General features: G+C 63.6%; 13 protein-coding genes. 2 read left to right on the forward strand and 11 right to left on the reverse strand.

Going from position 1 to position 14,556, the window contains the following annotated elements; translation table 11 throughout:
* The first annotated feature begins 197 nt into the window (after positions 1-197).
* Positions 198-2,159: a 3-hydroxyacyl-CoA dehydrogenase NAD-binding domain-containing protein gene (locus X727_RS141300; protein ID WP_023834919.1), complete on the forward strand. Its 1,962-nt coding sequence runs from the start codon at positions 198-200 to the stop codon at positions 2,157-2,159.
* An 8-nt stretch (positions 2,160-2,167) separates the two neighbouring features.
* Here the strand turns inward: X727_RS141300 and X727_RS141295 are convergent, their stop codons facing one another.
* The 5 genes from X727_RS141295 to X727_RS141275 all read right to left on the reverse strand — a co-directional run bounded on the left by X727_RS141295 (position 2,168) and on the right by X727_RS141275 (position 7,302).
* The gene (locus X727_RS141295; RefSeq protein ID WP_023834920.1) at positions 2,168-3,439 is read right to left on the reverse strand and encodes a cysteine desulfurase-like protein; all 1,272 of its coding nucleotides are present in this window, start codon (positions 3,437-3,439) and stop codon (positions 2,168-2,170) included.
* A 45-nt stretch (positions 3,440-3,484) separates the two neighbouring features.
* Positions 3,485-4,159 (reverse strand): amino acid ABC transporter permease, encoded by a 675-nt coding sequence (locus tag X727_RS141290; protein ID WP_023667812.1) that lies wholly within the window; start codon positions 4,157-4,159, stop codon positions 3,485-3,487.
* 150 nt (positions 4,160-4,309) lie between these two features.
* Entirely contained in the window at positions 4,310-5,107 is a 798-nt protein-coding gene (locus X727_RS141285; RefSeq protein ID WP_023682726.1) for an ABC transporter substrate-binding protein, read from the reverse strand.
* A 77-nt stretch (positions 5,108-5,184) separates the two neighbouring features.
* Complete coding sequence (locus tag X727_RS141280) at positions 5,185-6,384, reverse strand: pyridoxal phosphate-dependent aminotransferase (RefSeq protein ID WP_023830407.1); 1,200 nt, start codon at positions 6,382-6,384, stop codon at positions 5,185-5,187.
* A gap of 156 nt (positions 6,385-6,540) precedes the next feature.
* A complete protein-coding gene (locus tag X727_RS141275; RefSeq protein ID WP_023710053.1) occupies positions 6,541-7,302 on the reverse strand; it encodes an HpcH/HpaI aldolase/citrate lyase family protein in 762 nt (253 codons plus the stop codon).
* Between the two features lie 123 nt (positions 7,303-7,425).
* On the opposite strand from X727_RS141275, the gene X727_RS141270 reads away from it, so the two are divergent.
* The gene (locus tag X727_RS141270) at positions 7,426-8,514 is read left to right on the forward strand and encodes an LLM class flavin-dependent oxidoreductase (RefSeq protein WP_031204607.1); all 1,089 of its coding nucleotides are present in this window, start codon (positions 7,426-7,428) and stop codon (positions 8,512-8,514) included.
* Between the two features lie 22 nt (positions 8,515-8,536).
* On the opposite strand, the gene X727_RS141265 is transcribed toward X727_RS141270, so the two are convergent.
* Genes X727_RS141265 through X727_RS141240 form a run of 6 tightly spaced genes read right to left on the reverse strand, consistent with a single transcriptional unit; the run spans position 8,537 to position 14,473 of the window.
* A complete protein-coding gene (locus X727_RS141265; protein ID WP_023682729.1) occupies positions 8,537-8,932 on the reverse strand; it encodes a RidA family protein in 396 nt (131 codons plus the stop codon).
* Between the two features lie 55 nt (positions 8,933-8,987).
* Positions 8,988-10,136, reverse strand: a complete 1,149-nt coding sequence (locus X727_RS141260) for an acyl-CoA dehydrogenase family protein (protein ID WP_023834922.1) — start codon at positions 10,134-10,136, stop codon at positions 8,988-8,990.
* Positions 10,136-10,948, reverse strand: coding sequence for an enoyl-CoA hydratase family protein (locus X727_RS141255; protein WP_023834923.1), 813 nt, complete (start codon positions 10,946-10,948; stop codon positions 10,136-10,138). The genes X727_RS141260 and X727_RS141255 overlap by 1 nt, the downstream gene beginning before the upstream one ends.
* Complete coding sequence (locus X727_RS141250; protein WP_023667803.1) at positions 10,945-11,415, reverse strand: MarR family transcriptional regulator; 471 nt, start codon at positions 11,413-11,415, stop codon at positions 10,945-10,947. Before X727_RS141250 ends, X727_RS141255 begins: the two co-directional genes overlap by 4 nt.
* On the reverse strand, positions 11,409-12,182 hold the full coding sequence (locus tag X727_RS141245; protein ID WP_023834924.1) for an SDR family NAD(P)-dependent oxidoreductase: 774 nt from the start codon (positions 12,180-12,182) through the stop codon (positions 11,409-11,411). The genes X727_RS141250 and X727_RS141245 overlap by 7 nt, the downstream gene beginning before the upstream one ends.
* Positions 12,179-14,473, reverse strand: a complete 2,295-nt coding sequence (locus X727_RS141240; protein ID WP_023834925.1) for a bifunctional salicylyl-CoA 5-hydroxylase/oxidoreductase — start codon at positions 14,471-14,473, stop codon at positions 12,179-12,181. The genes X727_RS141245 and X727_RS141240 overlap by 4 nt, the downstream gene beginning before the upstream one ends.
* Positions 14,474-14,556: the final 83 nt, after the last annotated feature.

The raw sequence follows: 14,556 nt of genomic DNA on the forward strand, positions 1-14,556 counted from the left end.
TCTGACCGATCACCGTCGTGGTAGCGACGCCTTTTGCAGTCGACTCCGGTAGGCTTGAAGTTTTCCGAATTCTAATTATTTTAAGCTTGAAATTATTTTGAAGATCCATGGCGCTTCATCCGTCCGAGCCGGGACCCCGGCATTTGGCGGAGAGCGAAGGAGGAGGAAGATTTGCCGTCGTTCCGGGATAAAACTCCATGAACACAGCACGATTTTCCGAGAGTGTCACAGGCAAGATCGTCGATGGCGTTCTCGTCGTCACAATCGAAAATCCGCCGGTCAACGCGCTGTCCTTCCATGTCAGGGCCGGACTGATGGCTGCGCTTGGGCGTGCGGCGTCGGATGAAGTGTCTGCCGTGGTGCTGACCGCCATTGGGCGCACCTTCATCGGTGGCGCCGATATCAAGGAATTCGGCAAGCCCGCTATCGAGCCCACACTGCCTGACGTGATCGAAGCGATCGAGAGCTTCGCGAAACCGGTCGTCGCGACAGTTGGCGGCGCGGCGCTCGGCGGCGGCTGCGAGATTGCGCTGGCCTGCCACTACCGGGTGGCCAGCAAGGCGGCCAGCTTCGGCCTGCCCGAGGTCAAGCTCGGGTTAGTGCCTGGGGCCGGCGGAACCCAACGCCTGCCCCGCCTCATCGGCACGGTCGCCGCAATCGACCTGATCGGCACGGGTCGGCCCGCGAAAGCCGACGAAGCGCTCACTCTCGGTCTGATCGATGCCATTGCAGACGATCTTCCCGAAGGCGCGCTCGATGTCGCCCGCCGTCTCGTTGGCCAACCGCTGCGGCGCACGGGCGCGCTTTCCGTCCCGCGCTCGCAACCTGAGGCCGACGCGGCAGCCGCAAAGAAGGTACTTTCCCGCAACCGAGGGCAGATGGCGCCTGCAGAAGCCGTGAGACTGGTCCAGGCCGCGTCCACGGCCAAACTTGAGGACGGTCTTGCGGACGAACGCGCGACCTTCCTGCGCCTCCGGGATACTCGCGAAGCGGCAGCGTTGCGCCACGTCTTCTTTGCCGAGAGGCAAGCCAGCAAAGTCGACAGGCTGGAGGGTGTCACGCCTCGCAAGGTCGAGACCGTCGGTATCGTCGGAACCGGCCTGATGGGTGCAGGCATCGCGGTCTCGGCCTTGAATGCCGGCTATCGCGTAATCGGCATCGAGCAGAACGACGACGCCGCGGCAAAAGGATACGAGCGGGTCGCCGGCCTTCTCGACAAGTCGGTCCAATCCGGCCGTCTCACCGATCATGCCCGCAGGGAGGCGCTGAGCCGGTTTGAAGCGGCCAGTGACGCCGGCAGGCTGGTGCAGGCCGATCTGGTCATCGAGGCAGTGTTCGACGATCTCGCGGTAAAAACCGAACTCTTCCGGAAGCTTGATCGTATCGTCCGCCCCGACGCCATACTGGCGACCAACACCAGCTACCTCAATCCCGACGAGATCGCCTCGGCAACCGCCCGGCCCGAACGGATCGCCGGCCTGCATTTTTTCTCCCCGGCCAACGTCATGCGGCTCACCGAAGTGGTGGATTGCGCGGCGACGGCGCCCGATGTGCTCGCCTCGGCGATCGCCTTCGTCAGGACGCTCGGCAAGCTGCCTGTCGTGTGCGGCGTTACCGAGGGTTTCATCGGCAACCGCATCTATTCGGCCTACCGCCGCGAGGCGGAGTTCATGGTGGAGGATGGCGCAGCACCCGATGAGGTGGATGCCGCGCTGGAGGCCTGGGGCTTCCCGATGGGGATCTTCGCGGTCAACGATATGGCTGGGCTGGAGATAGCCTGGGCGCGGCGCAAGCGACAGGCGGCGATGCGCGATCCGCAAGCACGTTATGTCGAAATCGCCGACCGGCTGTGCGAGGCCGGCCGCTTCGGCCGCAAGACCGGGCGCGGCTGGTACGATTATTCGGACGGCGAACGCAGGAGCGACCCGCAAGTAACGGCGCTGATCGAGGCCGTGCGAGCGGCCAACGGCATCGTGCCGCGCCGCTTTTCGTCCGATGAGATCGTCACGCGCTTACTGGCGGCAATGGCCGAAGAGGGCAAGGCACTGCTGGCCGAAGGCATCGCGGCGCGTGCCTCCGACATCGATCTGGTGATGATCAACGGCTATGGCTTCCCGGCCCACAAGGGCGGGCCGATGTTCCACGCCGGAGACATCTGACGGACAAGCTACGACAGCTTGGCTACGACGGCGCGCAACGCCTGGCCGAAACGCCTGACCTCGTCGACCGTGTTGTAATGGACCAGCGAGGCGCGGATGGCGCCGCTGTCCATCGACAGGTTGAGACGCTTCATCAACCGGGGCGCATACATATGGCCGTCGCGGATGCCGATCTGCATCTCAGCCATTTCCTCGACGATCCGCTGCGGCGACAGCTTGCCGATGTTGAAGCAGAATGTCGGCACGCGTTCGTTGATGCGGGCTTCCTCGGCGACGCCGTAGATCGTGGCATTGCATCCCTTGAGCACGGCGAGCATCACACGCGCCAGGAGCACTTCGTAATCGCGGATGGCGCCCATGCCGGCAACGATGTTGTCGCGCCGCGAGCGGTTGTTGGAGGGCGCCAGATTGCGGCCGATCAGTTCCAGGTACTGCACTGCGGCATCCATGCCTGAGACGTTCTCGTAGATGAAGGTGCCTGCCTCGACCTTGTAAGGCGGCTCGTCGGGGATGAAATCCTCGCGGAAGGTCGGCAGCCGCTTCAGCGTTTCGAAGCGGCCCCACAGAAAGCCCATATGCGGCGAGAAATTCTTGTAGCCGGAGCAGACGAGATAGTCACAGTCCCAGGCCCGCACGTCGATCAGCCCGTGCGGTCCGTAATGCACGCAGTCAAGGAACACTTCGGCGCCGGCCGCATGCGCGATCGCGGCCACCGAAGCGACGTCGACGATCGAGCCGATCGAATGCGCGGTCACCGTGCAGGCGACGAGACGGGTGCGATCGGAAACCAGCGGCTTGAGGTCGTCGACATGCAGGTTGCCGTGCTCGCGCATGCGCCACCATTTGAACTTGGCTCCGGCGGGCTCCAGCGCCAGCCACGTGGCGATGTTGGCGTCGTGGTCCATATCGGTGATGACGATCTCGTCGCGCTCTGTGTCCTTGGCCAGCATCTGGCCGATGCCGAGGCTGACCAGGCGAATGAACGAGGTGGCGTTCATGCCGAAGCAGATTTCCGACGGACTGTAGGCGTTGATCAGCAAGGCCACGCTCGTCCGAGCATCCGCAACCGATTGGTCGACCGTGACCGAGCGCCCATAGCGACCACCACGCTGCACATTGTGCGAGACCAGGTGATTGGTCACCGCGTCGAGCACGCTCTGCGGGATCTGCGCGCCGGCGGCGTTGTCCATGAAGATGAAATCACCGGCGCGCTGCAAGGCCGGAAACATGGCGCGGATGGTGTCGACCGGAAAGCCGCCGGCGGCTTGGGAATTGCTCAACTGTATCTCCTGCGAATGGCTTGGGAAGCGGGACGGTTGATGAGGTCAGCGCGTCTTCTCGGTCTTGAAGCGGTCTTCGAGCAGGCTGACGAGGCGGACCATGGGCCAGAGGAAGATGAGATAGACCAAAGCGGCGCCGATCAGCGGCGAGGGATTGGCATAGAGCGATTGCGCGTTGGTCGCTTCCTTCAACAGTTCCGGCAGCGCAACGGTGGAAGCGAGCGACGTGTCCTTGAACATCGAGACGCAATTGCTGGTCATCGGCGGGATGACGACGCGGATCGCCTGCGGCAGCACCACCTTGCGCAAGGTCAAAAGGAAAGGCAGGCCGAGCGCCTGTGCTGCCTCGAATTGGCCTTTCGGAATGCTCTCAATGCCGGAGCGGAACACTTCTGCCGAATAGGCCGACATAATGATGGCGAACGCCGTCACGGCGGAGGCCCAGGACGACAGACGGATGCCGAGGAAGGGCAGCGCATAGTAGATCAGGATCAGCACCACCAACACCGGCAGGGCGCGGAAGATGTCGGTGTAGCCGACCGCCAGCCAGCGCAGCGGCTTCGGCGCATAGAGCCGCAACAGGCTGATCCCCAGGCCGATGGGAATGCCGATGCCGATACTCAAAATGCCGAGCAGCAGCGTGTTCAGGAAGCCACGCAACAGCGCCGGCAGGCTGGACATGATCACGTCAGGATTGAAGAAGGTGTCGATCAGCGACATGGGAGCGTTCCCGAACCCCAGAGCAAAGGATGCTCAAGTTAAAACCAATCGACCTTGCCTCCGATGAGGCTATCCGTGTGGCAGCAGGCGCCGGAGCGTGAAATGAATCGTGCCGGCCTGGGAGCCGGCACGATTTAAGTGCATTGCCGGTCAGGCCTTGGGCAGCGGCATTTCCTTGACCGTCGAGGAATCGGCTGGCGCGTCGCTGCCGAACCACTTCTTGTGGATCGCGGCCAGCGTTCCGTCCTTCTTCATCGCGGTCAGCGCGTCGTTCAGCTTGCCGAGCAGCGGATGGTCCTTGCTCATCATCAGGCCGTACTGTTCGCCGGTCTTGATGCGCTGCTTGACCTTCAGGTCCTTCATCTTGGTGAAGGAGTATTCCATGCCCGGAATATCGCTGACGGCGGCGTCCACGCGGCCCGCGCTGAGGTCGAGCAGAAGATTCTGCTGCGTGTCATAGCCCTTCACGTCGCTGTAGCCGTCAGCCTCCTGATGCGCCTTGACCCAGGTCTCGCCGGTCGAGCCTGAAAGCACGCCGACGATCTTGCCCTTGAGGTCGGCCTCGGTGTTAACAGCGCTATCGGTCTTCGTCGCAATGCCCATGTCGGAGTCATAATAGGGCTGGGTGAAGGACAGCGTTTTCAGTCGCTCCGGCGTGATGGTGATCGAGGAGATCGCGACATCGATGCGGTTGGAACTGACAGCCGCGAACAGCGCCTGGAAGCCGAGGTCGGCAATGTCAGTGGTCATGCCGGCACGTTTGGCCGCTTCGTTGACGATGTCGACTTCAAAGCCCTCGAAAGTGCCGCTCTCGTTCTTGTATTCGAAGGGCGGATTGGTCGGGTAGGCGCCGACATTGAGCACATCGGCGGCAAAGGCGGTGGCCGGGCCGGCAGCGATGCCGATCGTGGCGGCGAGAAGAAGCAGGTTGCGACGAGTGAAGCTCATTTTGTGTTCCCTCTGGTTGTTGATCGGGCGGGTTTGCTCCCGCACGGTTTGTTGCCGTCCCACCTCCCAGCGGGGCGTCAATTCATGGCGGCGACCATGCGCTCGAGCGCGGTCGCTATCTGGTCGCGTTCACGGCACACGCACATCCGCAGGAAGGCCGCTGCCGAATTTCCAAAGAGGTGGCCGGGAGCCAGCCCGACGCGCGCCGTCTCCAGTATCCTGGCGCAGGCCTGCCGGGCGTCGCTTTCGCCGTCCATGGCAAAGAAGGCATACATGCCTCCGCGCGGCTTCGTCGGCAGGATGATGCCGGGAATCTGGGCCAGCCTGTCATAGGCAAGGTCGAGGCCGGTTTTGATCCGCTGCCTGATCTCCTCGACCAGCGGCTCGCCTTGGCGGATGGCGGCGACAGCGCCTGCCTGGATAGGCGCGGCGGTGCCGCTGTTGATGTACTGCGTCATGGCGCCAAGCTGGTCGGCCACCCCCGACGGATGCGTCAGCCAGCCGATGCGCCAGCCGGTCATCGCCCACGCTTTCGAAAAACTGTTGACCGACAGCACCCGGTCGCCATCCTCGGCGATCTGCAGGATGGAAGGCGCAACATTGCCGTCGAAATAGAGCCGGCCATAGACCTCGTCGGAAATGATCCAGATGCCGGTGCGCCGGCTGAAGTCGAGCAGCGCCTGCATCTCATCGCGCGACGCGGTCCAGCCGGTCGGATTGGAAGGCGTCGACAGGAAGATCGCGCGTGTGCGCGCATCGCAAGTGGCGAACAGCCGGTCGAGATCGAGATGCCAGTCGCCCTTGAAGTCGAGCGAAAACGGCCGTGGCTCGCCGCCGATCAGATGGATGGCGTTGTGGATGTTGGGCCATTGCGGCGCGACATAGACGACGTTGCTGCCGGTATCGACCAGCAGTTCCAGCGCCAGGTACAGCGCCTGCATGCCGCCGGGCGTGACGGTGGTGCGCGCAATCGGGATCGACCGGCCGTGGATGCGCGTCTGATACTCGGCCAGGGCTTCGTTCAGTGGCCCATGGCCACGCATGTTGGGGACGTAGAACGTCTGGCCTTCATCGAAGGCGGCCTTCGCGGCATCGCGGATGAAGGCCGGCGTCACCATGTCGCCTTCGCCGTACCAGAGCGCGATCACGTCGCCCAGTTCTCGGGCGCGCACGGCAAGGTTGGCAATGTTTTCGGTGTGCAGGTCACGGATCTGGGCACGTACGCCGTCGAAAGCATAACGCGCGCTGGACGATGACTGGGGCAGTATGAACGACAAGGACTGAAACCCCTCCCACCCGGAGCACCGCGACGGACTGCCCGGCAAGCCCCACCGGCACGACAGTCGCCATCGAGTTTGGATGCTATCCAATGTGCTGCGCTTTTCAAGGAAAAAGTTTTAAGCTTAAAAAGTTTTTGCCCGATCCCGCCCGTCTCACCCCAGCTCGGCGCGCGCAGCGGTGCAGTTGGCCGCAGCGCCGGCGCCAAGAAACATCGTATCGCTGGCCAGCACGAAGAAGCTCGCGCCGATAGCGGCCCACTGGCTGATCGTCTGTGGGCTGGCGCAAAATATACCCGATGTCCTGCCATGCGCGACGGTCGCGCGGATGATCCTTGTGATCGCCTCATTGAGCTTGTCCACGCCTTTCGGCCCGATCGCATCGATCGACACGGAGAGATCGCCGGGGCCGACGAAGACCACATCGATGCCGTCTATGGCCGCGATCGCCTCGATGTTGGCCAGCCCCTCCGATGTCTCGACCTGGACCGCGACGACCACCCTGTCATTGGCCGCGGCCAGATATTCGGGAATGCGATAGCCATAGCCGGCCGCGCGGCCAGGCCCGACGCCGCGCTCGCCCAGCGGCGGATAACGCGAGGCTTTCACCGCCGCCTCGGCCTGAGCAGCGGTCGAGACGCGCGGCACGAGCACGCCTTGTGCGCCGCTGTCGAGCGCCGCCTGGATAGCTTCCGGCGCATGACCGGGAACACGCACCATGGCCGGCACGCGATGCACGTCGGCCGCGCGCACCATGGTTTCGATCGTGTCGCGCGCGATCTGGGCATGTTCCCAGTCGATGCAGACGAAGTCGAGGCCGGTGAGCGCCATCACTTCGACGGCGACGGGATGGGGAATAGCGGCGAAGGAGCCGACGAGATTGGTCTTGCCGATGCACTTCTGACGGAACGCGCTCATATCCATCCCCCTTTTTTCCCCTCCGAATTGATATCCGCAATCGGCGGCGAGGCGAAGCTATTTCAGGCTTGAAATATTTTTGCGCGGGCCTAGCGTGTCGGTCTCCCGCCACGAGTTCCCATGATGATCAAAACGCATCCCCTGCACGGCTCGAACAAACTGAAGCTCGGCGTCTTTTCGACCAATGCCGATGGCGGTCTGGCCATCACCGATGTGCCGGAACGCTGGACGGCAAGCTGGCAGGACAATCTGACGGCGGCGCAGATCGCCGACCGCGCCGGGCTGGAATTTATGCTTCCGATCGCGCGCTGGCGTGGCTTTGGCGGCCGCAACAAGGTGCGCGAATGGTCGTTCGAGACCTTCACCTGGGCAGCAGCTCTGGCGGTGGCCACCGAGCAGATCGGCCTGTTCATGACCGTGCATGTGCCGCTGGTGCATCCGCTCTATGCCGCCAAGGCGCTGGCAACTGTCGACCATATCAGCCAGGGCCGCGCCGGCTTGAACATCGTCTGCGGCTGGAACCCGAAGGAATTCGGCATGTTCGGCACGCCTTTGGTCGAGAAGGGCTACGACCAGGCCGCCGAATGGATCGAAATCCTGGAAAAGCTCTACGCCTCGGACCAGCCTCTGGACTATGAAGGCACATACTATCGCCTCAAGGAGGCGGTGAGCCGGCCGGCGAGCCTGCAGGTTCCACGCCCGGTGACCATGAACGCTGCTTTCGGTGGCCCGGGCCGGGATTTCGCCGCCGCCCGATGCGATTATCTGTTCACGACCTTTTCGGAAATGAGCGATGCCGGCAAGCATGTCGCCGACATCAGCGAGCGGGCCGACAAGGTTGGCCGCAACGTCGGCGTCTACACGGTGGCGCATGTCGTCTGCCGTCCAACCATGGAAGAGGCGCAGGCCTACTACNGCTATGCCGTCGATCTGGTCGACCACGATGCGGTCGATGCTCATATGGCAGGCAAGAAGGAGTTCTCGCAGTCGCATGACCCGCATGCCTATGACCGCTACCGGCAGCGTTTCGCCGGCGGCGCCGGCACCTACCCGCTGGTTGGAACGCCGGAAACGATTGCCGCCGAGATGGCGGCAATAGCCGGGCATGGCTACCAGGGCATCGCGCTGTCGTTCGTCAACTACACCCAGGAACTGCCCTATTTCTGCGACCACGTATTGCCGCTGCTGAAGCGGGCGGGGCTGCGCTGCTGACAATCCGGGAATAACGAATTCGTTAATCCGGAATGACGGCGGTTGCCTGAATTTCGATCTTGGCGCGATCTTCCACCAGCGCCACCACCTGCATGGCGGCCATCGCTGGGAAATGCCGGCCGATCACCTCGCGATAGGCCTCGCCTATACCCTTGAGATTGCCGAGATATTCGGCCTTGTCGGTGAAATACCAGGTCATCGTGGTGATGTGCCGTGGCTCCGCGCCGGCTTCCGCCAGCACGGCGACGATGTTTTGCAGCGTCTGCCGCACCTGGCCGGCGAAATCGTCGGTTTCGAACTGGCACTGCCCGTTCCAGCCGACCTGTCCGCCCACGAAGACGAGCCTGCCGCGCGCAGCAATGCCGTTGGCGTAGCCGACCGGTTTCGCCCAGCCCTCCGGCTGCAGGATCTCGTGCATTTTCAAGCCTCCCCGGTATTCTTAAAACCAAATCTCAAAATCAAATACGTCGCTGTCAGGCCGCGCCCATCACCTGCCGTGCGATCACCACCTTCTGCACATCGGATGCGCCCTCGTAGATGCGTAGCGCGCGGATCTCGCGATAGAGGCTCTCGACGATATGGCCCTTGCGGACGCCGTCCCCCCCATGCAACTGCACAGCCTTGTCGATCACCTCTTGCGCCTTGTCGGTGGCGAACAGCTTAGCCATCGCCGCCTCGCGGGTGACACGAGCCGCGCCCATGTCCTTGGTCCAGGCAGCGCGGTAGACCAGCAGCGCCGCGGCATCGATGTCCAGCGCCATGTCGGCGATATGGCCTTGCACCATCTGCAGCTCTGCCATCGGAGCGCCGAAAAGTTTGCGCTCGGCCACCCTGCTGATGCTTTCGTCCAGCGCCCGGCGGGCAAAGCCGAGTGCCGCCGCGCCGACCGTCGATCGGAACACGTCAAGCACCGACATGGCGATGCGGAAGCCGTCTCCCGGTTTGCCGATCAGCGCCGAGGCCGGTACCCGGACCTGGTCGAAGGAGAGCCGCGCCAGCGGATGCGGCGCGATCACTTCAAGCCGCTCGGCGATGCCGAGTCCCTTGGTGTCTGCAGGCACGAGAAACGCGGAAAGCCCCTTGGCGCCCGGCGCCTCGCCGGTGCGCGCAAAGACGACGTAGAGATCGGCGATGCCACCGTTGGATATCCAGGTTTTTTCACCCGACAGAATATAATCGTCGCCATAGCGCGTCGCAGACATTTCCATATTGGCGACGTCCGAGCCTGAACGCGGCTCCGACAACGCGAACGCCGAGATCGCCTTGCCGGCCCTGGTCTTTGCCAGCCATTGCTGCTGGCCGGGCGTGCCGAACAGGCTGAGCGCGCCGGTGCCGAGGCCCTGCATGGCGAAGGCGAAGTCGGCCAGGCCGTCATGGCGCGCCAGCGTCTCGCGCGTGATGCACAAAGTGCGGACATCGAGTGGTCCGGGATTGTCGGTATCGAGCGCCGTCGGCTTCAGCCAGCCGTCGCGGCCAAGTTTGGCCACAAGCTCACGGCAGGCGGCATCGACGTCATGGTGATCGACCGGCAGGTTCCTGGCGCACCAGGCATCAAGGCGCTCGGCGAGTTCGCGGTGGCGATCTTCAAAGAACGGCCAGCTGAGGAAACTCTTGTCAGCCATCAATTGCCCTCGAACACCGGTTTTTCCTTGGCGACTAAAGCCTTGTAGGCGCGCTCGAAGTCACGCGTCTGCATGCAGATCGCCTGCGCCTGCGCTTCCGCTTCGATCGCCTGGTCGAGGCCCATCGACCATTCCTGGTTGAGCTGCGTCTTGGTGATGCCGTGCGCGAAGGTCGGGCCGGAGACGATGCGCGCCGCCATCTCGAGCGCGTCGGCCTCGAGCACTGCGGCATCGACCAGCCTGTTGTAGAAGCCCCAGCGCTCGCCTTCCGCCGCCGTCATCGTGCGGCCGGTGTAGAGCAATTCGGCGGCACGGCCCTGGCCGATGATGCGCGGCAGGATCGCGCACGCGCCCATATCGCAGCCGGCAAGCCCGACGCGGGTGAACAGGAAAGCGGTCTTGGCCTCCGGCGTGGCGATGCGGATGTCGGCGCTCATGGCGATGATGGCGCCGGCGCCGACCGCGACCCCGTCGACCGCCGCGATGATCGGCTTGCCGCAATTGAGCATCGCCTTGACGAAATCGCCGGTCATGCGGGTGAAGGCGAGCAACTCCTTCATGTCCATCTTGACCAAGGGGCCGATAATGTCGTGGACATCGCCGCCAGAGCAGAAATTGCCGCCATTGGGCAGGAACACCACGGCGTCGACGTCGTCGGCATAGACAAGATCGCGGAACGTATCGCGCAGTTCCGCATAGCTGGCGAAGGTCAGCGGATTCTTGCGCTCCGGCCGGTCGAGCCGCACCCTGGCGATCCTGCCTTCGACTTCCCAAAGGAAGTGCTTCGGCTTGAGGCCGGCCATCGAACTCATTCGCGTCCCTCCCAGTTGCTGCGGAACGAGGTCAGCATGCCGGTCAGCCGGCGCGCATCCTCCTCGCTGACCTTGGCCAGCAATTCTCCGATCCAACCCTCATGCGCCGCGGCCATTGCGGCAAAAGATTTGGAACCCTCGTCGGTCAGTCGCACCATGGATGTGCGGCGATCGCCATTGCGGCGCGCGCGCGCGACCACCCCTTCCGAAACCAGCCGGTCGACAATGCCGGTGACATTGCCGTTGGATACCAGCAGGAAGCGCGACAGATCGCTCATCAGCATGCCTTCCGGCGCGCGGTAGAGGGCGGCCATGACGTCGAAACGCGGCAGTGTCGTATCGAATTCCTTCTTCAGGCGCTCGCGCAGCTCGGCCTCGATCGTGCGCGAGGCGCGCAGCAGCCTGATCCAGAGACGCAGCCGGTCCTTGCCGGGTCCCGACGGCGCGGGCAATGGGCCGGCTACCATGTTTCGCCTCCTGAGATCGAAATCGCTTGTCCGGTAATCGACGCAGCCGCATCGCCGCACAGCCAGAGCACCGCCGCGGCAACTTCCTGCGGCTGGATGAAACGGCCTTGCGGGTTGGTCGAGGCAAGGCTCGCCCGCGCCTGCTCGACTGAGCGGCCGGTCTTTTCGACGACGCGCTGAATGGAGTCCACCAGCATGTCGGTCTCTACGAAGCCCGGGCAAACGGCGTTGACGGTCACGCCGGATTTCGCCGTCTCGGCCGCCAGTGCCCGCATCAGCCCGACCACCCCATGCTTGGCCGCCACGTAGGGCGCGACATAGGCGTAGCCTTTCAGCCCTGCGGTCGAGGCGACGAAGACGATCCGGCCCGCCTTGCGCGCGGCCATGCCGGCCAGCGCCGGCTTCACCGTCAGGAAGGCGCCGGTCAGATTGACGTCGAGCGTCCGCTGCCAGTCGGCAAGCGAGGTCTTGTGCGCCGGCGTGCTGCCGGCCATGCCGGCATTGGCGACGACGATGTCGAACGGGCCGCGCACGGCTTCCGCTTGCGCGTAGAGCGATGTCACCGCCGCCTCGTTGGCAACATCGGCTGACATGGCGTGGATGCGGTCGTTCTCGCCAGCCACCTTGGCAAGCTCGGCCTCGCGCCGCCCGCATATGGTCACCTCTATGCCGGCCTCGGCCAGCACGAGTGCTATGGCCCGGCCGACGCCGGAGCCGCCGCCAGTGACCAGCGCATGCTTGCCTGAAATCGCCAAGGCCGTCGTCATACTTTCAGCCCCGCCGCCGCATCGCGCTCGGCCAGCCGGTAGATCTGGTCGCGTCCGGGCAGATAGGGATCCGGCCATTTGACACCACGATCACCGAGCGTCACGGCCGCATGCAGCGTCCAGTAGGGATCGGCGAGATGCGGCCGTGCCAGGGCCACCAGGTCGGCGCGGCCGGCCATCAGGATCGAATTGACATGATCCGGCTCGTAGATGTTGCCGACCGCCATCGTCGCCATGCCGACCTCGTTGCGGATGCGGTCCGAGAACGGCGTCTGGAACATTCGGCCATAGACAGGCTTGGCGGCAATCGAGGTCTGGCCTGCCGAGACGTCGCATATGTCGACGCCGGCTTCGTGCAGCATCCGCGCGATCTCCACCGCATCGGCCGGCGTCACACCTTCGATGCCGACCCAATCATTGGCCGAAATTCGCACCGAGATCGGCTTTCGCGTCGGCCAGGCGGCGCGCACCGCATGGAAGATTTCCAGGGGATAGCGCATGCGATTTTCCCGCGAACCGCCATACTCATCCGTGCGCTGGTTGGTGACCGGCGTGATGAAGGACGACAGCAAATAGCCATGCGCGGCATGGATCTCGAGCATGTCGAAACCGCAGCGATCTGCCATCTCGGTGGACGCGACGAACTGGTCACGCACCTCGTCCATGTCGGCGCGGTCCATGGCTTTCGGCACCTGATTCTCAGGCGACCATGCAATCGCCGAGGCCGCCATGACCGGCCAATTGCCCGAGGCGAGCGGCACGTCGGTGCCTTCCCACCCGACACGGGTCGAGCCCTTGGCCCCGGAATGGCCAATCTGGGCGCAGATTTTCGCCTCGGTCTCGGTGTGGACGAAATCGACCAGCCGCTTCCACGCCACCTCATGTTCGGACGCATAGAAGCCGGGACAACCGGGCGTGATGCGTCCTTCCGGGCTGACGCAGGTCATCTCGATATAGACAAGCCCGGCGCCGCCCTTGGCACGCTCGGCATAGTGGGCGAAATGCCAGTCGGTCGGGCAGCCATCGACTGCCTTGTACTGCGCCATCGGCGAAACGACGATGCGGTTGTTGAGCTGCATGTCGCGCAGTTTGAACGGCGCGAACATCGGTGCCCGGCGCTGCCTGTTGCCGCCTGCCCCTGCCTGGCGCTGGAACCATTCCTCGGCGCTTTCAAGCCATTTGGCATCGCGCAGCCGCAAATTCTCGTGGCTGATGCGTTGCGAGCGGGTCAGCAGCGAATAATTGAACTGCACCGGATCGAGGCCGAGATAGCGCTCGACCTCCTCGAACCACTCCAGCGAATTGCGCGCCGCCGACTGCAGCTTCAGCACCTCGGTGCGGCGCGCATCCTCATACTTGCGGAAGGCGGCGTCGAGGTCCGGTTCGGTTTTGACATATTCGGCCAGCGCCACCGCGCTTTCCAATGCGAGCTTGGTCCCGGAGCCGATCGAGAAATGTGCCGAGGCCGCCGCGTCGCCCATCAGAGCCAGGTTCTTGTAGGACCAGCGTTCGCACAGCACGCGCGGGAAATTGATCCAGGCCGAACCTCTGATGTGATTGGCATTGGTCATCAGCGCGTGGGCGCCGAGATGTTTCTCAAAGATGCGCTCGCAGACGGCGATGGATTCCTGCTGCGACATGGCGCCGAAGCCGAAGGCAGCCCAGGTCTGTTCGCTGCACTCGACAATGAAGGTCGCTGTCTCGCTGTCGAATTGATAGGCGTGCGCCCACACCCAGCCATGCTCGGTCTTCTCGAAGATGAAGGTGAAGGCGTCGTCGAATTTCTGGTTGGTGCCGAGCCAGACGAATTTGCATTTGCGGGTGTCGATGTCGGGCTTGAAGACTTCGACGAAGGTGTTGCGCGCCCTTGAGTTCAGCCCATCGGCGGCGACGACCAGATCATGCGTCTCCATATAGGGCTGAGGGTCGGCGATATCGCTCTCGAACATCAGCCTCACGCCAAGTTCGCGCGCGCGTCGCTGCAGCAGGACCAGAAGCCGCTTGCGGCCGATGCCACAGAAACCGTGGCCCGACGAGACCGTGCGCACGCCGTCATGGATGACGGCGATGTCGTCCCAATAGGCGAAATGCTTCTTGATCCAGACAGCGCTGACCGGGTCGTTTTTGGCAAGGTTGTCGAGTGTTTCGGCCGACAGCACGACGCCCCAGCCGAACGTATCGTCGGCGCGATTGCGCTCGAACACCGTGATCTCGTGGGCGGCGTCCCGCAGCTTCATTGAAATGGCAAAGTAGAGGCCGGCTGGTCCGCCACCGAGAACCGCAACCTTCATCCGTGCGATCTCCTCTTCGCTTGCTGCATATCAAGTATCGCGCCGGAGATAAAATATTTCAAGCTTAAAGTTTCATGTTGGAA

Origin of the sequence: Mesorhizobium sp. L103C105A0 (genome assembly GCF_000502215.1) — a bacterium.
GTDB lineage: Bacteria > Pseudomonadota > Alphaproteobacteria > Rhizobiales > Rhizobiaceae > Mesorhizobium.

Excerpts from the sequence above, each read along its gene's own strand:
- X727_RS141275 (WP_023710053.1), bottom strand. The coding sequence starts at position 7,302 with ATGAGCGCGTTCCGTCAGAAGTGCATCGGCAAGACCAATCTCGTCGGC.
- X727_RS141255 (WP_023834923.1), bottom strand. The coding sequence starts at position 10,948 with ATGAGTTCGATGGCCGGCCTCAAGCCGAAGCACTTCCTTTGGGAAGTC.
- X727_RS141290 (WP_023667812.1), bottom strand. The coding sequence starts at position 4,159 with ATGTCGCTGATCGACACCTTCTTCAATCCTGACGTGATCATGTCCAGC.
- X727_RS141240 (WP_023834925.1), bottom strand. The coding sequence starts at position 14,473 with ATGAAGGTTGCGGTTCTCGGTGGCGGACCAGCCGGCCTCTACTTTGCC.
- X727_RS141285 (WP_023682726.1), bottom strand. The coding sequence starts at position 5,107 with ATGAGCTTCACTCGTCGCAACCTGCTTCTTCTCGCCGCCACGATCGGC.
- X727_RS141260 (WP_023834922.1), bottom strand. The coding sequence starts at position 10,136 with ATGGCTGACAAGAGTTTCCTCAGCTGGCCGTTCTTTGAAGATCGCCAC.
- X727_RS141265 (WP_023682729.1), bottom strand. The coding sequence starts at position 8,932 with ATGCACGAGATCCTGCAGCCGGAGGGCTGGGCGAAACCGGTCGGCTAC.
- X727_RS141245 (WP_023834924.1), bottom strand. The coding sequence starts at position 12,182 with ATGACGACGGCCTTGGCGATTTCAGGCAAGCATGCGCTGGTCACTGGC.
- X727_RS141300 (WP_023834919.1), top strand. The coding sequence starts at position 198 with ATGAACACAGCACGATTTTCCGAGAGTGTCACAGGCAAGATCGTCGAT.
- X727_RS141250 (WP_023667803.1), bottom strand. The coding sequence starts at position 11,415 with ATGGTAGCCGGCCCATTGCCCGCGCCGTCGGGACCCGGCAAGGACCGG.